We start from the raw sequence: 22525 nt of genomic DNA, 5'->3' as shown, positions 1-22525 counted from the left end.
GGTCGATCATAGCCATCCGTGCGCAGCGCCCGACCCCGGCCCTGGCATCGATACGGTTTTGGATCTCCAATGAGCAATCTCATCAAGGAGCGCGTGCTGAGCGTCCACCACTGGACGGACACGCTGTTCACCTTCACCACCACGCGCGACCCGTCCTTCCGCTTCCTGCCGGGGCAGTTCACGATGATCGGCCTGGAGGTCGAGGGGCGCCCGCTGCTGCGCGCCTACAGCCTCGTCAGCGCCCATTACGAGGAGACGCTGGAGTTCTTCAGCATCAAGGTCCCGGACGGCCCGCTGACCTCGCGCCTCCAGCACCTGAAGGAAGGCGACACGCTGCTGGTCAACCGCAAGGCGACCGGCACGCTGATCTCCGACAACCTGCTGCCGGGGCGGAACCTGTATCTGCTCAGCACCGGCACCGGCCTGGCGCCCTTCCTCAGCATCATCAAGGACCCGGAGATGTACGAGAAGTACGACCGGGTGATCCTGACCCACGGCACCCGCACGGTCGCCGAACTGGCCTACGACGAGCTGATCCAGCACGCCCTGCCGGAGAACGAGTTCTTCGGCGAGCAGGTCAAGGAGAAGCTGCTCTACTACCCGACCGTGACGCGCGAGCCCTTCCGCAACAGCGGCCGCCTGACCACGCTGATGGAGACCGGCAAGCTGTACAGCGACCTCGGCCTGCCGCCGCTCGACGCGCAGCACGACCGCGTGATGATCTGCGGCAGCCCGGCGATGCTGGCCGAGACCAGCGCGATGATGGACCGCCAGGGCTTCGTCATGGGCACCAACGCCGAGCCCGGCAGCTACATCATCGAAAAGGCCTTCGTGGAGCGGTGACGAAAAGCGGACATCGCGGACGCCGCCGGAATAAACCGGCACCCCGCCCTGTTCGCTGATCCGTGACGTCGGCACGTCACCCAATCCTTGATACGACTTGCAGGCGCGTTCCCCTCACCGGGGACGCGCCTTTCTTCGTTGGGCGGGGTTTGAGACACGGATGAACACGGATGCGGGCTTCGCCCGCGCACGGATGAGACTGAATAAACGGCGGCCATCCGTGTTCATCCGGCAAAATCCGTGTTCATCCGTGTCTCCCTGCGCCCTCCCCAGGCGCCCGTCCCCCGCCATCCCCGTTCAAACAGCCAAGCCTTTGGTGTAGACATCCCGCCCATGCGCCTGATCCTCATCCTCGCCGCGCTGTGCGTGGCCGGTCTCGCGAACCTCGCCGTCTGGTCCTTGCCCAACCGGCCGGTTCCGCTCGACCCTCCCCCCGGCGGCAAGCTGCGGAGCGTGTCCTTCGCGCCCTTCCGCGACGGCCAGAGTCCGCTGACCCAGGTCTTCCCCAGCGTCGCCCAGATCGAGGAGGATCTGGCCGCCCTCGCCCCGCAGGTGGCGGGCATCCGCACCTACACCGCGCTGGAAGGGCTGGAAGTGGTGCCGGAGCTGGCGCGCAGGCACGGGCTCCAGGTGACGATGGGCGCCTGGCTGTCGTCAAAGACCGAGAAGAACGAGGCGGAGATCGCCTCGCTGATCGACCTCGCCAACCGCTACCCGGACGTCATCACCCGCGTGATCGTCGGCAACGAGGTGCTGCTGCGCCGCGAGCTGACGCCCGAGCAGGTCGCCGGCTACATCGACCGCGTCAAGGCGGCGGTGAAACAGCCGGTTTCCTACGCCGACGTCTGGGAATGGTGGCTGAAATACCCGCAGATCGCGGATCACGTCGATTACCTGACCATCCATCTGCTGCCCTACTGGGAGGACGTGCCGGCCGGCGTCGCCGGGGCGACCGAGCGCATCCGCTCCTCCTACCGCACCATCGCCCAGCGCTTCCCCGGCAAGCCGATCCTGGTCGGCGAGACCGGCTGGCCGACCGCCGGCCGCTCGCGCGGCGCCGCCGTGCCCGGCCTCGTCAACAAGGCGACCTTCGTCAACGGCTTCGTCCGCATGGCCGAGCAGGAGGGCTTCGACTACAACGTCATCGAGGCCTTCGACCAGGGCTGGAAAGCCAAGCTGGAGGGCACCGTCGGCGGTCACTGGGGCCTTTACGGCTCCGACCGCGTGGCGAAGTTCTCGCTGGCCGGGCCGGTGGTGGAGACGCGCGACTGGCCCCGCCTGTTCGCGATCTCCAGCGGCGTCGCGCTGGCGCTGCTGGCCGGTCTGGCGCTGACGCGGCGGCATCTGCCCGGCTCGGGCTGGGCAGCGCTGATCCTGCTGGCGCAGACGCTCTCCACCCTCTACGTCCACGCCGTCCACGCGGCGTTTCACGGGAAACATTACTGGCAGGACAACGCGCTGGCCGCCGGCATGCTGATGCTGACCGCGGCCCTGTCGCTGGCGGTGCTGCTGGCCGCCCACCGCACGCTGGCCAGCGGCGGGCTGGCGCGCGAGCCGCTGAGCGGGCTTTATCACCCACGCCCCTCCCTGTCGCCGGTCGAGTCGGTCGGCCGCTGGTCGGCGCTGGCGCTGGGGGTGGTGGCTCTGGTCTGGTCGCTGCTGATCGTGTTCGACGGGCGCTACCGCGATTTCCCCAACCCTTACCTGCTGATCCCGGCCATCGCCCTGCCGGCGCTGGGCGCGCTGCGCGCCGCCCGCCGCCCGGCCGGCACGCGGCCGCGCGACGCCCACGGCATCGCCGCGCTGTTCCGCCCGGCGGTTCCCGTCGCCGACGCGCCCGCACGCTGCCTGTGCGGCGCCGTCCGCCGCCTGCCGGTCGAGTCGGCGCTTGCCGCCGGCCTGCTGCTGGGCGCCGTCCTGACGGTGGTCGCCGAGGGCTTCGTGCCGCTGGAGTCGCTGATCCACGGCCAGCTCCCCTTCCGCGAGGCGCTGCACGAGATCGACTGGACCCTGCCGAACTGGGAGGCGCTGGGCTGGGCGGCGCTCCAGGTGGCGCTGGCGGTTCCCTTCATCGCCGGGGTTCTGAGCGCGCGCAAGTAAGGATGGGTAGGTAAGGATAGCCTGCGTCCCGGCCTCTGTGGCCGGGCTGCCCTCTCATCCCAACCCGCGCACCCATCGGATGCCTCTGGCGTCCTCTGGGATGCGCCCCACAAGGGAAGAAGGGCTTTAAGTGAGCGCCTCCGGGGACAAGCCCGGTCATGACGGACGGGGCCGATTAGGGCCGCGCAACGCGGACGTTGCGCGCCGCGCGCCACTGTGGATTGATGAGCCGATCGTCCCTCCCGTCTGGAGACCCGTCCCATGTCCTTCGAACTCTGGCTGGCCTTCGCCGCCGCCTCGACCGTCATGCTGCTGATTCCCGGACCGACGGTGCTGATCGTCGTGTCCTACGCGCTGGGCCACGGCCGGCGCTCCGCGATGGCCACCGTCGCCGGCGTGGCGCTCGGCGACTTCACCGCGATGACCGCCTCGATGCTGGGCCTCGGCGTCCTGCTCTCCACCTCCGCCGCGCTGTTCACCGGGCTGAAATGGGTCGGCGCCGCCTACCTCGTCTATCTCGGCGTCAAGCTGTGGCGGGCGCCGATCACCATCGGCGCCGACGCCACCGAGCAGCCCGGCGTCAGCCCGCTGCGGATGATGCTGCACACCTACGCCGTCACCGCGTTGAATCCCAAGAGCATCGTCTTCTTCGTCGCCTTCCTGCCACAGTTCCTCGACACCGCCCGGCCACTGGCCGCCCAGATGGTGGCGATGGAGGCGACCTTCCTGGTGCTGGCGACGCTGAACGCCACGCTCTACGCCCTGCTCGCCTCGGCGGCGCGGCGCGCGGTGCGCACCCCGTCGGTGCAGCGCGCGGTGAACCGCACCGGCGGCTCGCTGCTGGTCGGCGCCGGGCTGCTGACCGCCGCCTGGAAGAAGGCCGCCGCCTGACACGCCCGGTGCGGTTCCTGCGGCGGCCATGCCGCAGCGCGGTGGCGTTGACAGAGCGCTGTTGTTAAGCGGAAAATTGTATCCGTTCGGTCGGTTGCGCGCGCCTGGGCCGGAAGGGACCGGCCGGCGCGGCCGATCGTGAGCGGCGGGAGCGGGCGATGGCTGGTGCGGCAGGGGCGGAAGGTGACGGCGACGCTCTGCTGTTCGCCAGCGAGACGCCGGAGGAAACCGGCGGCGTCCGACGCCCCCCGCCCTGGCTGATCCTGATCGCCGACGACGACCACGAGGTCCACGCCATCACCCGCGTGGTGCTGGGCGACGTGCGGTTCGAGAACCGGCCGCTGAAATTCCTCTCCGCCTATTCCGCCATCCAGGCACGGGCGCTGCTGGCCGAGCATCCGGACATCGCGGCGATCCTGCTCGACGTCGTGATGGAGACCGACGACGCCGGCCTGACGCTGGTCCGCCACATCCGCGAGGAGCTCGGCAACGGCCAGATCCGCATCATCCTGCGCACCGGCCAGCCGGGGCAGGCGCCGGAACGCCAGATCATCGCCCAGTACGACATCAACGACTACAAGGCCAAGAGCGAGCTGACCGCCCAGAAGCTGTTCACCACGACGGTGTCGGCGCTGCGCTCCTACCGGCACATCGCCACCATCGAGCGCAGCCGCCAGGGGCTGGAGGCGGTGATGGAGGCGGCCGACCGCCTCTATGAGCAGCGCTCGCTCGCCGGCTTCCTGCGGATCGCCGTCGAACGGGCGGCGGCGCTGCTGCCCTGCGCCGACACGATCCTGCTGTGCGGAGGCGGGACGCCGCCGGCCGTCCTGGCCGCCACCAGGGGCGTCCAGAATCTGCCCCGGCCCGTCGGCGACGACGTCGCCGCCGCCTTGGCGGACCGGCAGCCGCGCTGGGGCGCCGGCCACAGCGTCGTGCCGTTGCGCAGCCACGGCAACGCCGAGCCGCTGGCGCTCTGCCTGCTCGGCCACCCGCCGCTCTCCGACCTGGAACACCAGCTGACCGAGCTGTTCTGCGCCAAGGCGGGGATCGGACTCGACAACCTGCACCTCTACGAGCGGCTGAACCAGGCGCAGGTCGCCACGGTCCACGCGCTGGGCAAGCTCGCCGAATACAAGGACGAGGTCACCGGCGACCATGTGAAGCGGCTGGGCCGCTGGGCGACCGCCATCGCGCGGGAGCTGCGCGACCGCGGCCAGTTCACCGGCACGCTGGACGAGTCCTTCTGCGGCATGATCGGGCTGGCCAGCGTGCTGCACGACGTCGGCAAGGTCGGCATCCCCGACGCCATCCTGCGCAAGCCCGGCCGGCTCGACGCCGACGAGATGCGCCACATGCGCGAGCACGCCGCCATCGGCGGCGCCATCCTGCGCGAGGCGGGCGGCTCCGCCGGGGGCCGCGACGGCGCTCCCAACATCCTGACCATGGGCGCCGAGATCGCCGAGAGCCATCACGAGAAGTTCGACGGCAGCGGCTACCCGCAAGGCCTGAGCGGCGACGCCATCCCGCTGGCCGGCCGCATCGTGGCGGTGGCCGACGTCTTCGACGCGCTGCTGCACCGCCGCCCCTACAAGGCGGCGTGGGAGATCGAGGCGGTGCTCGACCTGCTGCGCGCCGAGGCGGGACGCCATTTCGACCCGCGCGTGGTCGACGCCTTCCTGGCCGTGCTGGCCCGCGACGGGGTGCCGCTGCCGGGGTGAGCGGGGATCACATCCCCAGCACGTCCTTCATGCTGTAGAGGCCCGGAGTCTTGTCGCGCGCCCACAGCGCCGCGCGCACGGCGCCCTTGGCGTAGATCTGGCGGCCCGACGCCTTGTGGGTCAGCTCGATCCGCTCGCCGTCGCCGGCGAACATCACCACATGGTCGCCGACCACGTCGCCGCCGCGCAGGGTGGCGAAACCGATCTCGCCGCGCGGCCGGGCGCCGGTGTGGCCGTCGCGCACCTTCTGCCAGACATCCTCCAGCGCCACCCCGCGCCCGGCGGCGGCGGCCCGGCCAAGCCCGAGCGCGGTGCCCGACGGCGCGTCCACCTTCTTGTTGTGGTGCATTTCCAGGATGTCGATGTCGTAGTCGTCACCCAGGGTGCGGGCGACCTGCTCGACCAGCGCCAGCAGCAGATTGACGCCCAGCGACATGTTGGGCGACTGGATGACCGGGGTGTGGGTGGCGGCGGCCTCGATGGCGGCCTGCTGCGACGGGTTGAGCCCGGTGGTGCCGACGACCAGCACGGTTTCCGACTGCGCCGCCAGCGCCGCGTGCCGCACGGTCGAGTCCGGGCTGGTGAAGTCGATCACCGCGTCGGACAGGGCGAACAGTTCGGCCGGGTCGTCGATGGCGGTGACGCCCAGCGCCTCGATCCCGGCGAGCAGGCCGAGATCCTTGCCCAGCGCCGGCCCGCCGACCCGCTCGGTGCCGCCGGCCAGCGTGCAGCCGGCGGTCGCCGCGATCTCGCGCACCAGCATCTGCCCCATGCGCCCCGCGCACCCGACGACACCGATCTTCATGACGCTCTCCCTGAACTCAAAAGTCCGTCGAGGACTATTCCCTCAAGGATTTAGCACAGCGGCGGGCGGCGCTTAAGTCCCAAGGCAGCCGCGCAGCCCGGCCGCAAGGTTGCGCATCAGCGACGCATAGAGCGCCGGCCCTTCCGGCAGGTCGCCGCCCTCGGGATCGAGCACGCCGGTCTTCGCCCTGGTGCCCTCCACCACGGTGCGGACCAGGGCGGGCTCGAACTGCGGTTCGGCGAAGACGCAGGCGGCGTCGAGCCCGGCGATCTTGGCGCGGATCGCCGACAGGCGCTTGGCCGAGGGCCGGCGGTCCGGGTTGACGGTGATCGAGCCGACCGCCGACAGGTCGTAGCGCGCCTCGAAATACTGGTAGGCGTCGTGGAAGACGACGAAGGGCTTGGCCGCCACCGGCGCCAGCGCCGCCTTCAGTTCGGCGTCGAGCGCGTCGATCGACTGGGCGGTGCGTTCGGCGTTGGTGCGGTAGGTCTCGGCGTTGGCCGGGTCCTTCGCCGCCAGCGCCTCCGCCGTCGCCGCGACGATCCGCCGGGCGTTGGCCGGGTCGAGCCAGATGTGCGTGTTCACCTCGTCGTGATCATGGTCGTCGTCGTGATCGTGCCCATGGGCGTCCTTGTGGGCGTCCTTGTGGGCGTCCTTGTGGGCGTCCTTGGCCTTGTCGCCATGGCCGTGGCCGCCGTGCGTGTGATCGTGGCCATGGTCGTGGGCCTCCCACGCCCCGCCCTCGCGCGCGTCGAGCAGCGCCATGCCCGGCGCCGTCATCAAGGTCAGGACCTTGGCCTTGGGGGCGTTCGACACCAGCGGCTTTTCGAGAAAGCCCTCCATCTCCGGGCCGATCCAGACGACCAGATCGGCGGCGGACAGGGCCTTCGCGTCGGACGGCTTCAGCGTGTAGGTGTGGGGGGAAGCGCCGCCGCGCACCAGCAGGGCCGGCTCGCCCACCCCCTGCATCACCGACGCCACCAGCGAATGGATCGGCTTGATCGAGACGACGACCTTCGGCGTCTCCGCCAGGACGGGCGACGCGGCGGCCAGGAGGGCCAGAACAGGAAAAGCGGTCATGGCGATGGGCAGCGCGAAACGGCGCATGGGTGCAATCCTTTTCTCCCGCCTCTGTCGGACTGGACAGGCCGGCGGTTTGGGCGCATAGGGGAAACCTCGCGTCCATTTGTCACGTTATAACGTAACATGTCAATCGCCTCGCCATCCTCCTCCGCTCCGCTCGTGTGGACGGAGGACCTCTCGGTCCGCTTCGGCGGCCGCACCGTGCTGAACCATGTCGACGTCGCCGTGCATCCGGGCGAGGTCGTGACGCTGATCGGCCCCAACGGCGCCGGCAAGACCACGCTGGTGCGCGCCGTGCTGGGGCTGGTCCGGCCCACCGGGGGGCGGGTCCGGCGGCGCGAGGCCTTGCGCGTCGGCTACATGCCGCAGCGCCTCACGGTGGACGCCACCCTGCCGCTGACGGTGCGGCGTTTCCTGGCGCTGTGGCGCCCGGTGCCGGCCGGGCGGATCGAAGCGGCGCTGGAGGAGGCCGGGGTCGCCCGGCTCGCCGACGCCGCCGTGCAGACGATCTCCGGCGGCGAAATGCAGCGGGTGCTGCTGGCCCGCGCCCTGCTGTCCGACCCGGAGCTGCTGGTGCTCGACGAGCCCGACCAGGCGGTCGACGTCCACGGCCAGGCCGAGCTGTTCGCCCGCATCGAGCATGTCCGCCGCCATCGCGGCTGCGGCATCCTGCTGGTCAGCCACGATCTGCACACGGTGATGGCGCGCACCGACCGGGTGGTCTGCCTCAACGGCCATGTCTGCTGCCACGGCCGGCCCGAGGACGTCAGCCGCCATCCCGAATACCACGCCCTGTTCGGCCGCCACGCGGCGGAGCTGGCGGTCTACCTCCACCACCACGACCACAGCCACGACGAGGCCCGCCGGGTCGTCGACGGGCATGACGGGGACTGCTGCCATGGATGACTTCGTGCTCCGCGCGCTGGCCGCCGGCTGCGGCATCGCGGCGCTCGCCGGGCCGCTGGGGTCCTTCGTGGTGTGGCGGCGCATGGCCTATTTCGGCGACACGCTGTCCCACTCGGCCCTGCTCGGGGTGACGCTCGGCTTCCTGCTCGGGGTCAACCCGATGATCGGGGTGATGGCGGTGTGCGTGGCGCTGGCGCTGGCGCTGGTGGCGCTGCAACGGCGGCGCACGCTGGCGGCGGACACGCTGCTCGGCATCCTGTCGCACGGCTCGCTGTCGCTGGGTCTGGTGGCGCTCGCCTTCCTGGAAACCCTGCGCATCGACCTGATGGCCTATCTGTTCGGCGACATCCTGTCGGTGACGATGACCGACCTCGCCTGGATCTACGGCGGCGGGGTGGTGGCGCTGGCCGGGCTGGCGCTGCTGTGGCGCCGGCTGCTCGCCGTCACCGTCGACGAGGATCTGGCGCGGGTCGAGGGCATGCCGGTGGACGCGCTGCGGCTGGCCTTCATGCTGCTGATCGCGCTGGTCATCGCGGTGGCGATGAAGGTGGTCGGGATCCTGCTGATCACTTCGCTGCTGATCATCCCGGCGGCGGCGGCCCGCCGCTTCGCCCGCAACCCGGAGAGCATGGCCCTGCTGGCCTCGGTGCTGGGCGTGGTGGCGGTGGTGGGCGGGCTGATGGCCTCGCTACAGTGGGATCTGCCGGGCGGCCCCAGCGTGGTGGTCGCGGCGGCGGCGCTGTTCCTGATCGGGTCGGTGGTGCCGACGCGGGAGTGAAGGGGTTTTCAGCGCGGTCAAGAACAACCGGGAAAAGAAGACATTTGCAGTCGTTTCCCGTTCACCGCGTAAAGGGTCTGCACCATAATCCGAGTGCGGACGCGGTGGCGGATTGGCCGCCACCGCCGCCGCACGAACGGAGGGCAAGAGGATGGAGAAGATCCTCACTCTCCTGATCCTGGTGCTGGAGATCGTCAAGCGTCTGCTTGACCTTCTGCACTAAGATCGGGCGGGCGGGTCGGAGCGTTGGACCTCCGGCCTGCCTACCCCCGATAGTGGTGTTCCGGCCGGCGGCTGTCAACCGGCCCCACCGCAAAACCCGGCACACTGGCCGACAACCGGCCCCCTCACTCGTCGATGTTGCGCGCCAGGACCTCGCGCTTGCCGGAGTGGTTGGGCTTGCTGACGACGCCCTCCGTCTCCATCCGCTCGATCAGCCGGGCGGCGGAGTTGTAGCCGATGCGGAGCTGGCGCTGGATGAAGCTGGTCGAGGCCTTGCGCTCGCGGCAGACCACCGCGACCGCCTTGTCGTAGAGGTCGTCGCCCGACCCGCCGTTGCCGCCGGCCCCCGACACGCCGCCCTCGTCGAAGGGGTTGTCGCCGTCCTCGTCCTCGGTGATGGCGTCGACGTAGTTGGGCTCGCCCTGCGCCTTCAGGTACTTGACGATGTGCTCGACCTCCTGGTCGGACACGAAGGGGCCGTGGACACGGGTGATGCGGCCGCCGCCGGCCATGTAGAGCATGTCGCCCTGCCCCAGCAGCTGCTCCGCCCCCTGCTCGCCGAGGATGGTGCGGCTGTCGATCTTCGACGTCACCTGGAAGCTGATGCGGGTCGGGAAGTTGGCCTTGATGGTGCCGGTGATGACGTCGACCGACGGGCGTTGCGTCGCCATGATCAGGTGGATGCCGGCGGCACGCGCCATCTGCGCCAGCCGCTGGATCGCCGCCTCGATGTCCTTGCCGGCCACCAGCATCAGGTCGGCCATCTCGTCGACGATGACCACGATGTAGGGAAGCTCGGTCAGGTCGAGCGGCTGCTCCTCGAACAGCGGCTTGCCGGTGTCGGGGTCGAAGCCGGTCTGCACGCGGCGGGTCAGCGACTCGCCCTCCTCGCGCGCCTCGCGCAGGCGGGCGTTGTAGCCCTCGATGTTGCGGACGCCGAGCTTGGACATGTTGCGGTAGCGGTCCTCCATCTCCCGCACCGTCCATTTCAGCGCCACCACCGCCTTCTTCGGGTCGGTGACGACCGGCGTCAGCAGATGCGGGATGCCCTCGTAGACCGACAGCTCCAGCATCTTCGGGTCGATCATGATGAAGCGGCAGCGCTCCGGCGGCAGCCGGTAGAGCAGCGACAGGATCATCGTGTTGATCGCCACCGACTTGCCCGAGCCGGTCGTGCCGGCGACCAGCAGGTGCGGGAAGCGCGCGAGGTCGGCGACCACCGGCTGGCCGCCGATGTCCTTGCCGAGCGCCAGCGCCAGCTTGCCGCCGTTCTTGTCGAAGCTGTCGGACGCCATCAGCTCGCGCAGCAGCACCGTTTCGCGCTTGGCGTTGGGCAGCTCGATGCCGATGACGTTGCGGCCGGGCACCACGGCGACGCGCACCGACACGGCGCTCATCGAGCGGGCGATGTCGTCGGCCAGACCGATGACGCGCGACGATTTGGTGCCGGGGGCCGGCTCCAGCTCGTAGAGGGTGACGACCGGGCCGGGATGGACCTTCTGCACCTCGCCGCGCACGCCGAAATCGCCGAGCACGCCCTCAAGCTGGCCGGCGTTGCGTTGCAGGAGGCTTTCATCGACCTGCTGGCCGCGCGCGCCGGCGGGCGGTGACTGGAGCAGGTCGAGCGGCGGCAGCTCGTAGCCCTCCGGCTCCTCCGGTTCGAAGGGCAGCCGGGTCTGGCGCGGGTCGTCGCGCTCGGGGGCGCTGGACGGCTCGACCGGCTTGTGCGGCGGAACGATGGGGATCGGGCGCGGCGGCCGGGCATCCTCGGGCTGGGAAAGGGGCGCCTTGTAAGCCTGGCCAGGAAGCACCTGCGCGGCCCCCGACTCGGCGCGCGGCGTGTCGTCGAAGCTCGGTGCGCTGCGCCCCCGACCGCGGACGGCGGGCGGCTGCTCGCGCTTCAGCTCGTCGTCGACGGCGCCGCTGGCGGTCTGCGCGGCGGCCTGCGCGGCGGTGCGCGCCCGTTGGCCGAGGCTTCCCGCCCCCGCCTTGGCGGTGCGGGTGAGGAAGCGCGCCACGGCCACGGTGCCGGTGCCGAGCGCCTTGAAGCTGCTGATCCATTCGGCGATCGACAGGCCGGCGGCGAGGAACAGCACGAAGCCGCCGCCGAAGGCCGCGACGGTGGCGACCATCGACTCGGCGCCGAACAGGTTGCCGACGCCGCGCAGCAGCACAGCGCCGACGCTGCCGCCGGGCAGCGCCGCGAGCGGGTCGGAGGATTCGGTGGTCAGCCCGGCCAGCGCCATGGCGACCAGCAGGACGCCCCACAGCGCCAGCACGGTGCGGAAGACCGGGTTGCCCAGGCTGCGCTGGGCGCCGAGCCGCCAGCCCCAGAACATCGGCACCAGCGCGATGACGAAGGAGGCCCAGCCCAACGACTGGATCAGCAGGTCGGCCAGATAGGCGCCGGGCGTCCCGAACAGGTTGAAGGTCCGCACCGAGCCGGACGGGATCGAATTCCAGGACGGGTCCGCCGGGTTGTAGCTGCCCAGTAGGACCATCAGCAACAGGCCGAACAGCCCCAGCACGAAACCCATCGCCTCGCGGGCGCGGGCGACGACGAAGGCGCGGGTGGCCGGCGAGAAGAAGGGCGGCCGCTCCCCCCGGGCGCCCGCCGGCCGCAGCTTGTCCTTCAGCGTGGGCTTGTCGTCCTTGGCGTTCGCGCGCGCGTTGGCGGCCCGCCCCAGGGTGGGCCGGGGGCGCGCGGAGGGAGGGCCGGCGGGTCGGGCCATGGGGTGGAAACCTCGTTCTCGGTCCGTCCCGGACGGGGGCGGACGCAGTCAGCCAAAAAACTCGGTCCAGGACCTCAGCCGAGGATGCGGACGATGGCCGCGCAGGCCTGTCCGACCAGTTCGGCGTCCTGCACCAGGGCGATGCGGAGGAAGGGGGCGCCGGGGTTCGGCTCCCCCGGATTGCTGCGGGTCAGGTAGGCGCCGGGCAGCGCGCGGATGGCGCCCTCGGCCCACAGGCGGCGCGCCGCCTCCTCGCCGTCGCCGACGTCCAGCCAGAGGAAGAAGCCGCCGTCCGGCCGGTAGTAGCCGTAGCGGCCCTTCAGCTCGGCCTCGGCCGCCGCGAACTTGGCGCGGTAGAGACGGCGGTTCTCCTCGACATGCACCTCGTCGCGCCACAGCGCGGCGCTTGCCGCGTCGATCGGCAGCGGCATGCCGGCGTTGGCGTAGCTGCGCAGTCGCGAGAAGCGCCCGAGCAGCACCGGGTCGCCGGCCACGAAGCCGGAGCGCAGGCCGGCGGCGCTCGACCGCTTGGACAGCGAATGGAAGACCAGCAGGTTGGCCCAGGGCGTGTCCCCGGCCGCCTGCGGCAGGCCGGCCGCGACCTGGAGCGCGCCGACCGGCGGCGTGTCGAGGTAGATCTCGGCGTAGCACTCGTCGACCGCCAGCACGAAGCCATACTCCCGCGCCAGTCCGATGGCACGCGCCAGATAGGCGGCGGAGGCGGCGGCGCCCTGCGGGTTGGCCGGGGTGCAGAGATAGAACAGCGCGGTGCGCTCCAGCAGCTCCGGCGTCAGCGCGTCGAGGTCGGGCAGGAAGCCGGTCTCGCGGGTGGCGGGCAGGAACACCGGCTCGGCCCCGGCCAGCACCGCGCCGCCCTCGTAGGGCGCGTAGAAGGGGTTGGGCATCAGCACCGCCGGCTGGCGGCCGGCCTTGCTCGACGGCACCGCCAGCAGCGCCAGCATGAACAGCGCCTCGCGCGTGCCGGACACCGGCAGGATGGAACGGTCGTGCTGGAGCAGGCCGGCGGGCAGGCCGTAGCGGCGGGTCAGCCAGTCGCCGGCGGCGGCGCGGAAATCCGGGCTGCCGCCGACCGGCGGGTACTTGCTCCAGCCGGCGACGTTGGCGCGCAGCGTCTCGTCGAGGATGGCGGGCGGCGGGTGCTGCGGCTCGCCGACCGACAGCAGGACCGGGGCGGTGTTGGCGCGCGGCGTGATGCCGGACAGCAGGTTGGCCAGCCGGGTGAAGGGGTAGTCGGTCAGCCGATCCAGCCGGTCGTTGCCGATCGCCTCGGAAAAGACGGCACCGGGATGAACGCTGAAATCCGCAGAGACCATGACGCCGCAAACCTTCCCAAGACCACGCGCTCATCCATACGGGCATTACCCGTACGAATCGGAAACGATCCTATCGGCGAGGGACGGAGGGCACAAGCGCACAAAACCGGACACGGGGTTCGGGCCGTTCCTCCCTCTCCCGCCCCGGGAGAGGGAAGGGGCCCATGCGCAAGCATGGGAAGGGTGAGGGGTTGTCGGGACATGCATCCGGTCACACGACCGATCGCCCCGCCCTCTCCCAGGACGGGAGAGGGCTTAGGGAAGCCCTTACAGCGCCTCGGCGTTGGTCTCGCCGGTGCGGATGCGGACGGCCTGGGCGATTTCCAGCACGAAGATCTTGCCGTCGCCGATGCGGCCGGTGTTGGCGGCCTTCTGGATCGCCTCGACCACCTGTTCGAACTGGTCGTCCGAGACGGCGACCTCGACCTTCACCTTGGGCAGGAAGCTCACCGAATATTCGGCGCCGCGGTAGATCTCCGTCTGACCCTTCTGGCGGCCGAAGCCCTTGACCTCGCTGACGGTCAGGCCCTGGATCCCGAGCGACGTCAGCGCCTCGCGGACCTCGTCGAGCTTGAACGGCTTGATGATGGCCATAACCAGTTTCATGTGGCTTCCCCTTAAAGCGTTGTTCCGGCCTCAGCCCGCTGCCCGGCCCGTCGCGGGATTTTCCCCGCCCCTGGCCGGAGTGGGTGTCCCGTTCGTGGACCGAGCCTGTTCGCGTCTGCCGCAAAAATCAACGATTACAAGAATCGTGCCGGTTGAATTGCGCCGCAACATTCGGGATATGCCGGATGTTTTGGCGCTCAATCCGGAAGCATATGCCTATTTTTCATTCAGCGACAATCCGTCCGGGCGCACCGGATCGCGGCGGCTCTGGACATCGGGCGGACGCGGGGACAATTGTTGCTGCGCACGGGGTCGCGGCCAAGGACGCGGCGGACCGGACCGCAACGAAGGACAGCAGGATCATGGCCGAATCGGGCAACACGCCGCCGAACCACACCCCCGGCGGCGCCGACATCACGACCGAGGTGGTGGTCCTGGGCGGCGGGCTGGCGGGGCTGACCATGGCGGCGGCGCTGGCCAGCGCCGGCGTGCCCGTGGTGTGCATCGACCAGGACAGCCCGGACCGGCAGGCCGGCGACGGCTTCGACATCCGCACCACCGCCATCTCCTACGCCTCGATGAAGGTGCTGGAGGGAGCGGGCGTCTGGCGCCACATGGAGGCCCAGGCCGGCCCGATGCTGGACATCCGCATCGCCGACCAGTTCTCGTCCCTGTTCGTGCATTACGACCACACCGAACTGGCGATGGACGGCAAGAACCAGCCCTTCGGCTGGATTCTCGACAACAAGGACATCCGCCGCGCCCTGTTCGCCCGCGCCGCCGAGCTGCCGGGCCTCGTCCACCTCGCCCCGGCCAAGGCCACCGGCGTCGAGCGCACCCGTTCCGGCGCCGCCGTGACGCTGGCCGACGGGCGCACCGTGCGGGCCAGGCTGGTGATCGGCGCCGACGGCCGCCGCTCGCTGGCGCGCGAGAGCGCCGGGATCAAGGTGCGGCGCTGGTCCTACGACCAGAGCGCCATCATCTGCACGATCCGCCATTCTGAGCCGAACAAGGGCATCGCGCTGGAGCATTTCTTCCCCACCGGCCCCTTCGCCGTGCTGCCGATGACGGAGAACCGCTGCTCCATCGTGTGGAGCGAGAAGACGTCGCTGGTGAAGACCTACCTCGGCCTGCCCGACGCGGAGTTCATCGAGGAGCTGACCCGGCGGTCCGGCGGCTACCTCGGCGACATTGAGCTGCTGACCCGGCGCGAGGCGTGGCCGCTGTCGGTCCTGCTGGCCGAGCGCTTCATCGCCGGCCGCCTCGCCCTGATCGGCGAGGCCGCCCACGCCATCCACCCGATCGCCGGCCAGGGGCTGAATCTCGGCATGCGCGACGTCGCCGCGCTGGCCGAGGTGATCGTCGACGCCCACCGGCTGGGGCTGGACGTCGGCGGGCCGGAGGTGCTGGCCCGCTTCCAGCGCTGGCGCCGCTTCGACACGGTGCTGCTCGCCGCGGTGTGCGACGGGCTGGTGCATCTGTTCTCCAACGACATCCCGCCGGTGCGGCTGGCGCGCGACCTCGGCATGGCGGTGGTCAACCGGCTGCCGCCGGTCAAGCGCTTCTTCATGCGGCACGCCATGGGCGTCGTCGGCGACCTGCCGCGAATGATCCGTGGCGTTCCCCTGTAAGCCCTCCACAAATGCAAGCCCTTCACAAAGGGCTGCCCGTAAGGACGGCCCATAAGGACGACTTGGATCCGGCCCGGCGGCGCCTTATGTCCGCCACAAGGCCCGGCTACAACCGCCGGGCTTGGAATTTCCAGGGATGACCGCCGTGCTTCGCCGCCTTCTCGCCACGCTTCTCGTCTCCGCCTCGCTGACCGGGGTGGCGGCCGGCGCCCCGCCGGCCGCGTCGGCGGCGCCCACCGCCGCCCGGCTGTCGGCGCAGGACCAGGCCACCGTCGCACGGGTCGAGGAGTATCTGAACAACATCCACACCCTGCAATCGAAGTTCGTGCAGGTGGCGCCCAACGGCCAGCAGACCACGGGGATCTTCTCGATGGCGCGGCCGGGCCGGATGCGGCTGGAGTATGACAAGCCGATCAAGGATTTCGTCGTCGCCGACGGCTCCTTCATCTTCTACTGGGACGGCGAGATGCGCCAGCAGTCGAGCGCGCCGATCGGCTCGACCATGGCCGACTTCATCCTGCGCAAGACCATCCGGCTGTCCGGCGACGTGGTCGTCACCAACGTCTTCCAAGCCCCCGGCGTGGTCGAGGTCAGCCTCGTCGAGAGCAAGGATTCCGGCAAGGGCACCCTGACGCTGGTGTTCGAGGACCACCCCTTCCAGCTCCGCAAGTGGCGGGTGCTGGACGGCCAGGGCCTGACGACGGAGGTGGCGCTGCTGAACCCGCGCACCGACGTGAGCTTCGACCGCGACATGTTCTATTTCAAGGAGCCGCCCAAGGGTTCGGACTACGGCCGGGGCAACTGACCGGCGTCCCCAGCCATTCCATCGAAGACAAAGGCGGAAACAAAGCCCTTCCCTTCCTGTTGCCTTTCCGGACGAGACGCAACGGGAGGGTTCCCATGTCCCACATTCCGACTCCCGAAGGCCCAACTCCCGGAACGGCGGCATCCCGCATCCAGGGCATGAACGACCTGCTGGCCCGCAACTGGTGGGCGCTGGCGCTGCGCGGGGCCGCCGCTATCCTGCTGGGCGTGCTGGCCCTGGCGATGCCGGGGGTGACGGTGGCGACGCTGGCCCTGACCTTCGCCGCCTATCTGCTGCTCGACGGGATCTTCGCCATCCTCGCCGGCATCCGTGCCTCGCGCCATCACGGCCGCGCCCTGCCCTTCATCCTGGAGGGAATCGTCAGCCTGATCGCCGGCATCGTCGCCGCCCTGTGGCCGGCGGCCAGCCTGTTCGCCCTGGTGTTCCTGATCGCCGCCTGGTCGGTCATGACCGGCTTCGCCGAGGTGATGGGGGCGTGGCGCATGAACCGCACCCACGGCAAATGGGCCTGGGGGATTGCTGGCGCCCTGTCGATCGCCTTCGGGCTGGGCATGTGGGTGCTGCCGGCGCTGGGGCTGCTGGCGCTCGCCTGGGGGGTGGCGGCCTACCTGATCGCCTTCGGGGTGCTGGCGCTCGCCACCGCGTTGCGCCTGCGCCGCTGCCACGCCGACTCCAACCGGCCCGGCCCCACCGCGATGCCGATGGTGTGAGCGTCTCTTTTCCGGAGCGCCGCGACACGGCATAGTGGACGCGGCCACCGGAGGTTCCCGTTCATGATGCTCAAGCCCCTGATCGGCATCCCCGCCTGCACCCGCCAGCTCGGCGAGCACCCCTTCCATGTCTGCGGCGACAAGTACGTCCGCGCCGTGTCGGACGGGGCGGGCGGCGTGCCGCTGCTGATCCCCGCCCTCGGCAACGCGCTCGACATGGACGATCTGGTCGGGCGGCTCGACGGTCTGCTCGTCACCGGCAGCCCGTCCAACGTCGAGCCGCAGCGCTACGGCGGCGAGCCGAGCGAGCCGGGGACCCTGCACGACCCCGACCGCGACGCCACCAGCCTGCCGCTGATCCTGGCGGCGCTGGAGATGGGCGTGCCGCTGCTCGGCATCTGCCGGGGCTTCCAGGAGCTGAACGTCGCGCTCGGCGGCTCGCTGCATCAGAAGGTCCACGAGGTCCCCGGCCTGAACGACCACCGCGAGGACAAGACGGCGCCGCTGCCGGTGCAGTACGGCCCGGCCCACCGGGTGCGGCTGACGCCGGGCGGCCTGCTGTCCGGCCTCGCCAACGGCGCGGAGTCGGTCTCCGTCAACTCGCTGCACGGCCAGGGGCTGCGCCGGGTCGCCGAGGGGCTGAGCGTCGAGGCGGTGGCCGAGGACGGGCTAGTCGAGGCGGTGCGCGTCACCGCCGCCCCTTCCTTCGCGCTGGCGGTGCAGTGGCACCCGGAATGGCGCTTCTGGGAGGATCCGCTGTCCGCCGCCCTGCTGCGCGCCTTCGGATCGGCCGCCGTCGAGCACGCCCAGCGCCGCGTCCGCCGCTGAGTCCGCCGCTGAACCGGGACGCAGCCATCAGGACACGGCAAAGGCAAGACACGACAAAGGGAACCGCGCCCATCGGGCCGGTTCCCCTTCGTCACAACCAAGCCGTCTTCAGCCCTTCGGCGTCACTTCGCGCGGGAGACCCGGCGGAGGAAGTCGATGAACTGGACCTGCTCTTCCGGCGAGAGATCCTTGACCATGCCCTGGTCGTGCGCCTGGATGCGCGGGATCAGCTCGTCCATCAGGGACTGGCCTTCCGGCGACAGGCGCAGCGCGTAGGAGCGGCGGTCGTTCGGCGAGGGCGCGCGCACCACGAGGCCGCGCGACTCGAGCCGGTCGATCACCGCCACCATGGTCGAGCGGTCGATGCCGACCGCCGTGCCGAGGTCGGACTGGGACAGGCCCTCGTTCTCCCGGATCATGATCAGCACGCCGAACTGGCCGGGCGTGATGTCATGGGGGGAGACGGCGGTCTGGAAGCTTTGGAACACCGCGACCTGAGCCTTGCGCAGGTTGTAGCCCACGAGCTCGGGAAGGGGTCCAAGGGCGAGCTTGCCGTTTTTGCCGGGGCGCAGGCGCGAACGCCGGTCGGCGGGGGTGGAACGCTCGTTGTCAGTCACCGCTTCTGCCATCTTTCAAGAAACTGTCGGATCAACGGATAAAATGGGGCCAAGGGGTATCTTTGTCAGCAAGAACCGCACAGTCCACGGTCGATGCATATCTGACATGCGTTATACGCATTGGTTGCCCACCAAACAAACTCCATCTTGAAGAGTCAAGAAGTGATCGTGCCCGAATACGGAAACGATCGCCCGCCGCACGGTTTCCCCTGCCGCAAGCGGGTTCCGTAAACGGAGCTTCCGACGCCCGGTCCCCCCCAGACCGGGCGTCTTCGTGTCCGGGTTCCCGAATCGCCCCGCTTGCGAGTCGCGCGACGGCCCCGCGCTCCAGCCGCGCGCCGGAGAGGCTTGGTCCATCGCGCGCTTTCGGGTTACCTGTTGGGGACGTTCCTCCGACGTTCCCAACGCAAAGAGCCGCTGCCATGGCCTACGCCATTCCCCTGTGGACCCAGCCTTCCGTTCCGGTGACGGGCGGCGATCCGTTCCCGGTGCGCCGCATCTATTGCGTCGGCCGCAACTACGCCGCCCACGCGCGCGAGATGGGCGCCGACCCCGACCGCGAGCCCCCCTTCTTCTTCCTGAAGCCGGCCGACGCCATCGTCGCCGACGGCGCCACCATCCCCTACCCGCCCAAGACCGCCAACCTGCACCACGAGATCGAGCTGGTGGTGGCGATCGCGCAGGGTGGCCGCGACATCCCGGTCGCCGAGGCGCTGGACCATGTGTTCGGCTACGCGGTCGGGCTCGACATGACCCGGCGCGACCTCCAGAACGCGGCCAAGAAGGAAGGCAAGCCCTGGGACATGGGCAAGGGCTTCGACCGGTCGGCCCCGTGCGGCGCCATCCGCACCGTCGCCGACATCGGCCACCCGGACAAGGGCGCCATCACCGTCTCGGTCAACGGCGCGCTGCGCCAGAAGGGCGACCTGTCCGACCTGATCTGGTCGGTGGCGGAGACCATCTCCTACCTGTCCGGCCTCGTCGAGCTCCAGCCCGGCGACCTGATCTACACCGGCACGCCGGAGGGCGTCGGCCCGGTGGTGGCCGGCGACGTGCTGACCGGCGCGGTCGAGGGCGTCGGCACCCTGACCCTGACCATCGGCTGAGCCGCCCGATGCGCATCGCGACCTGGAACATCAATTCCGTCCGCATGCGTCTGGATCTCCTCTTCCGCCTGATGGAGGAGGAGAGGCCGGACGTGATCTGCCTTCAGGAAACCAAGGTGGTGGACGCCGACTTCCCGCTGGCGCCCATCGTCGAGCGCGGCTACGCCCACACCCACATCCACGGCATGAAGAGCTACAACGGCGTCGCCATCCTGTCGCGCCTGCCCTTCGAGTCGCACGACGTGCGGCACTGGTGCGGGAAGCAGGACTGCCGCCACGCGCTCGCCCATCTGCCGGGCGGCATCGAGCTGCACAGCGTCTACATCCCGGCCGGCGGCGACATCCCCGATCCGGCGGTGAACGAGAAGTTCGCCCACAAGCTCCGGTTCCTCGACGAGATGACCGACTGGCTGCGCACCCAACGGTCGCCCGACCGCCGGATGGTGCTGGTCGGCGACCTCAACATCGCGCCGCTGGAGCAGGATGTCTGGAGCCACAAGGAGCTGCTCTCCGTCGTCTCCCACACGCCCATCGAGGTGGAAAAGCTGACGGCGATGCAGAACTCGGTCGGCTGGGTGGACGCCATGCGCCATTTCGTGCCGCCCGACGAGAAGCTCTACACCTGGTGGAGCTACCGGGCGAAGGACTGGGCGGCGTCCAACCGCGGCCGGCGGCTCGACCATGTGTGGGTCACGCCGCCGCTGAAGGACGCCCTGCGCGGCCAGCGCGTGCTGCGCGACGCCCGTGGCTGGGAGCCCAAGCCGTCCGACCATGTGCCGGTGATCGTCGATCTCGACGTGTGAGGGGGCGGGGCCGACGCGCCCCCTCCCCTCAGTTCTTCTTCCGGTCCTTGCCCACCGGCGCCGGCTGTTCCTTCAGCTGCGCCAGCACCATGCGGACCTTCGACAGGTCGGGCGGCGCCGGGGCCTTGGCGAGCGCCGGCTTGGCGGCGGGGCGCTCGGGCGCCGGCTTGCCGGCCGGGCGCGGAGCCGCCACCGGCGCCTCGGCCACCTCGACCTGCGCCGGGGCCCGCGCCGGGTTGCGGTTGCGCGCCGCAGCCCTCGCCTCCTGCGTCGCCGGAACGCCGCGTGGCTCGCCGCCGCTTTTCGGCGTCCAGGTGCGGAACGGCCCGGTGTCGACATGGACGTGGCCGGTGTGCGGGTAGAGCGCATAGCCGCCGCGCTGCATCGCCGCCGCTTCCTCGGCCAGCCGGGCCGGGGACACGCCGGGGATGGAGAAGTCCGCCGCCTGCCCGCGCATGTGGTAGGAGTTCTCCGCCACGTTGGCGTTCGTCCGCGCCAGCGCCGCGTTGGTCGCCGTCGAACGGTAGCCCGAGGTGATGCGGATCGGCGCCTCCGGCGGCGCGCCGGTGCGTCGGCGCAGCTCCACCAGCATGTCGACCAGGGCGGGATCCACCGGGATCGTCTCGCCGCTGCGGCGGTCGCGGAACAGGATGGCGATCTCGCGCAGCGCGTCGGCGTCGTAGCCGCCCGGCCGCCAGTAGGTGACGGCGACGGTCTCGCCGCTGGGGTGCGTCAGCACGATGGAGCGGGGCCCTTCCCCCAGCCCGGCCGCGCCGTCCGGCGCGGTGGCGCAGCCGGCAAGCCCGACGGCGAACAGGCACGGCACGGCAAGATGACGGATGGCGGCATGGTGAATGACGGCACGCAGGATCGACCGCATCGCTTCCCCCCGGAGCTTCCCCACACGGTTGCGCGGCGCAGTTCTAGCAGAATTGTCACACGAGGTCCCCGTGACATCCGGGCTGTGTGACGGGAACGACACGGCCAAGGGGTTTCCGCCCTGCGAATCAATAGCGGCGAATCAACCGGAATCAAAGGGTAAGCGTGGCGGGAGCCGGCGTCAGAGCGCCAATTCCATCCCTTCGCGGGCGATGATGGAGCCGGGCCGCATCGCTTCGGCCTCCGCCGCGATGACGTCCAGCTCGGCGTCGGTGCGGGCGGGGTCGTGGTGGAAGATCACCGCGCGGCCGACCCCGGCCGCCTCGGCCAGCCGCAGGCACTCCTGCCAGGTCGAATGGCCCCAGCCGACCCGCGCCGGGTATTCGGCGTCGGTGTAGGTGCTGTCGTAGACCATCAGGTCAGCGCCGCGCAGAAGCTCGACGAGGACCGGGTCGCGGCCCTGCGCCGGATGCTCGGTGTCGGTCAGCACGCAGACGCTGCGCCCGCCGAACTCGATGCGGTAGCCGGTGGCGCCGTCCGGGTGGTTCAGCGGCGCCGTGCGCACCACCACCCCGGGCTTGAGGTCCAGCGTCTCGCCGGCCGAGAAGTCGCGGAAATCGCAGTCGGCCTGGAAGACGTCGACCGGAACCGGGAACAGCGGGGCCGTCATCATGTCCGACAGCACGGTGCGGAACGGCCGGTCGGGCGGCAGGTGCCCGGCCCACAGCCGCAGCCGGCTGGCCGGGTTGAAGGCCGGCGCGAAGAAGGGCAGCCCGCAGATGTGGTCGAGATGGCTGTGGGTCAGCAGCAGGTCGATGTCGACCGGACCGCCGCGCGCCAGCAACTCGCCGAGCGGGCGGATGCCGGTGCCGCAGTCGAAGACGATGTGGGCGTCGCCGCAGCGCACCTCGATGCAGGCGGTGTTGCCGCCGTAACGCACGGTGCCGGGTCCCGGGGACGCGATGCTGCCGCGGACGCCCCAGAAACGGACGGTGAAGGGCGTGGTCGCCGAGGCGGGCGTGGTCGTGGTTCCGGCGGTCATTTCGGCGCCATGTTGGCGAGGCCAGTGACCTAAGTCGAGCAAAAACCACCCGAACGGCCTAAGCG

At 70.4% G+C, this 22525-nt stretch carries 20 protein-coding genes; 12 read left to right on the top strand and 8 right to left on the bottom strand.

Annotation, left to right across the window (positions count from 1 at the left end; genetic code table 11):
• Window positions 1–69: 69 nt before the first annotated feature.
• From JN22_RS20035 to JN22_RS20020, 4 genes are all read left to right on the top strand, one after another.
• Window positions 70–843: a ferredoxin--NADP reductase gene (locus tag JN22_RS20035; protein ID WP_085555620.1), complete on the top strand. Its 774-nt coding sequence runs from the start codon at window positions 70–72 to the stop codon at window positions 841–843.
• 333 nt (window positions 844–1176) lie between these two features.
• Window positions 1177–2943 carry a glycoside hydrolase family 17 protein gene (locus JN22_RS20030; protein WP_085555619.1) on the top strand — a complete coding sequence of 589 codons (1767 nt, stop codon included), beginning with the start codon at window positions 1177–1179 and terminating at the stop codon, window positions 2941–2943.
• Window positions 2944–3204: 261 nt separating this feature from the next.
• Window positions 3205–3834 carry a LysE family translocator gene (locus tag JN22_RS20025; protein WP_085555618.1) on the top strand — a complete coding sequence of 210 codons (630 nt, stop codon included), beginning with the start codon at window positions 3205–3207 and terminating at the stop codon, window positions 3832–3834.
• A 158-nt stretch (window positions 3835–3992) separates the two neighbouring features.
• The gene (locus JN22_RS20020; RefSeq protein ID WP_085555617.1) at window positions 3993–5552 is read left to right on the top strand and encodes a response regulator; all 1560 of its coding nucleotides are present in this window, start codon (window positions 3993–3995) and stop codon (window positions 5550–5552) included.
• Window positions 5553–5559: 7 nt separating this feature from the next.
• Here the strand turns inward: JN22_RS20020 and dapB are convergent, their stop codons facing one another.
• The gene (gene dapB, locus JN22_RS20015; protein ID WP_085555616.1) at window positions 5560–6357 is read right to left on the bottom strand and encodes a 4-hydroxy-tetrahydrodipicolinate reductase; all 798 of its coding nucleotides are present in this window, start codon (window positions 6355–6357) and stop codon (window positions 5560–5562) included.
• Between the two features lie 72 nt (window positions 6358–6429).
• On the bottom strand, window positions 6430–7464 hold the full coding sequence (gene znuA, locus JN22_RS20010; protein ID WP_085555615.1) for a zinc ABC transporter substrate-binding protein ZnuA: 1035 nt from the start codon (window positions 7462–7464) through the stop codon (window positions 6430–6432).
• A 99-nt stretch (window positions 7465–7563) separates the two neighbouring features.
• On the opposite strand from znuA, the gene znuC reads away from it, so the two are divergent.
• Both znuC and znuB read left to right on the top strand, forming a co-directional pair.
• Window positions 7564–8346 (top strand): zinc ABC transporter ATP-binding protein ZnuC, encoded by a 783-nt coding sequence (gene znuC, locus JN22_RS20005; protein WP_085555614.1) that lies wholly within the window; start codon window positions 7564–7566, stop codon window positions 8344–8346.
• Complete coding sequence (gene znuB, locus JN22_RS20000) at window positions 8339–9124, top strand: zinc ABC transporter permease subunit ZnuB (RefSeq protein ID WP_085555613.1); 786 nt, start codon at window positions 8339–8341, stop codon at window positions 9122–9124. The genes znuC and znuB overlap by 8 nt, the downstream gene beginning before the upstream one ends.
• Window positions 9125–9471: 347 nt before the next feature.
• Here the strand turns inward: znuB and JN22_RS19995 are convergent, their stop codons facing one another.
• From JN22_RS19995 to glnK, 3 genes are all read right to left on the bottom strand, one after another.
• Window positions 9472–12078 (bottom strand): DNA translocase FtsK, encoded by a 2607-nt coding sequence (locus JN22_RS19995; protein WP_085555612.1) that lies wholly within the window; start codon window positions 12076–12078, stop codon window positions 9472–9474.
• 74 nt (window positions 12079–12152) lie between these two features.
• On the bottom strand, window positions 12153–13412 hold the full coding sequence (locus JN22_RS19990) for an aminotransferase class I/II-fold pyridoxal phosphate-dependent enzyme (RefSeq protein ID WP_085555611.1): 1260 nt from the start codon (window positions 13410–13412) through the stop codon (window positions 12153–12155).
• 267 nt (window positions 13413–13679) lie between these two features.
• Window positions 13680–14018, bottom strand: coding sequence for a P-II family nitrogen regulator (glnK, locus tag JN22_RS19985; RefSeq protein ID WP_085555610.1), 339 nt, complete (start codon window positions 14016–14018; stop codon window positions 13680–13682).
• A gap of 362 nt (window positions 14019–14380) precedes the next feature.
• Here glnK and JN22_RS19980 point away from each other — a divergent pair, with 362 nt between their 5' ends.
• The 4 genes from JN22_RS19980 to JN22_RS19965 all read left to right on the top strand — a co-directional run bounded on the left by JN22_RS19980 (window position 14381) and on the right by JN22_RS19965 (window position 18013).
• Window positions 14381–15649, top strand: a complete 1269-nt coding sequence (locus JN22_RS19980) for a UbiH/UbiF/VisC/COQ6 family ubiquinone biosynthesis hydroxylase (RefSeq protein ID WP_085555609.1) — start codon at window positions 14381–14383, stop codon at window positions 15647–15649.
• A gap of 136 nt (window positions 15650–15785) precedes the next feature.
• Complete coding sequence (locus JN22_RS19975) at window positions 15786–16454, top strand: LolA family protein (protein ID WP_085555608.1); 669 nt, start codon at window positions 15786–15788, stop codon at window positions 16452–16454.
• A gap of 95 nt (window positions 16455–16549) precedes the next feature.
• Window positions 16550–17185 carry an HdeD family acid-resistance protein gene (locus tag JN22_RS19970; RefSeq protein WP_085555607.1) on the top strand — a complete coding sequence of 212 codons (636 nt, stop codon included), beginning with the start codon at window positions 16550–16552 and terminating at the stop codon, window positions 17183–17185.
• Between the two features lie 63 nt (window positions 17186–17248).
• Complete coding sequence (locus JN22_RS19965) at window positions 17249–18013, top strand: gamma-glutamyl-gamma-aminobutyrate hydrolase family protein (protein WP_085555606.1); 765 nt, start codon at window positions 17249–17251, stop codon at window positions 18011–18013.
• Between the two features lie 122 nt (window positions 18014–18135).
• Here the strand turns inward: JN22_RS19965 and JN22_RS19960 are convergent, their stop codons facing one another.
• The gene (locus JN22_RS19960) at window positions 18136–18630 is read right to left on the bottom strand and encodes a MarR family winged helix-turn-helix transcriptional regulator (protein WP_223677803.1); all 495 of its coding nucleotides are present in this window, start codon (window positions 18628–18630) and stop codon (window positions 18136–18138) included.
• A 422-nt stretch (window positions 18631–19052) separates the two neighbouring features.
• On the opposite strand from JN22_RS19960, the gene JN22_RS19955 reads away from it, so the two are divergent.
• Together JN22_RS19955 and xth are read left to right on the top strand one after the other, a co-directional pair.
• Window positions 19053–19736, top strand: coding sequence for a fumarylacetoacetate hydrolase family protein (locus tag JN22_RS19955; protein WP_085555604.1), 684 nt, complete (start codon window positions 19053–19055; stop codon window positions 19734–19736).
• Window positions 19737–19744: 8 nt separating this feature from the next.
• Window positions 19745–20539: an exodeoxyribonuclease III gene (xth, locus tag JN22_RS19950; protein ID WP_085555603.1), complete on the top strand. Its 795-nt coding sequence runs from the start codon at window positions 19745–19747 to the stop codon at window positions 20537–20539.
• Window positions 20540–20567: 28 nt separating this feature from the next.
• Here the strand turns inward: xth and JN22_RS19945 are convergent, their stop codons facing one another.
• Entirely contained in the window at window positions 20568–21419 is an 852-nt protein-coding gene (locus JN22_RS19945) for a YcbK family protein (RefSeq protein WP_085555602.1), read from the bottom strand.
• A gap of 180 nt (window positions 21420–21599) precedes the next feature.
• Window positions 21600–22460 (bottom strand): MBL fold metallo-hydrolase, encoded by an 861-nt coding sequence (locus tag JN22_RS19940; protein WP_085555601.1) that lies wholly within the window; start codon window positions 22458–22460, stop codon window positions 21600–21602.
• Window positions 22461–22525: the final 65 nt, after the last annotated feature.

The sequence above is a fragment of the Azospirillum agricola genome (genome assembly GCF_020005195.1).
Classification (GTDB): domain Bacteria; phylum Pseudomonadota; class Alphaproteobacteria; order Azospirillales; family Azospirillaceae; genus Azospirillum; species Azospirillum agricola.
Note: the sequence above shows the minus strand (reverse complement) of the source record. Positions and strands in the feature narration are given on the sequence as shown.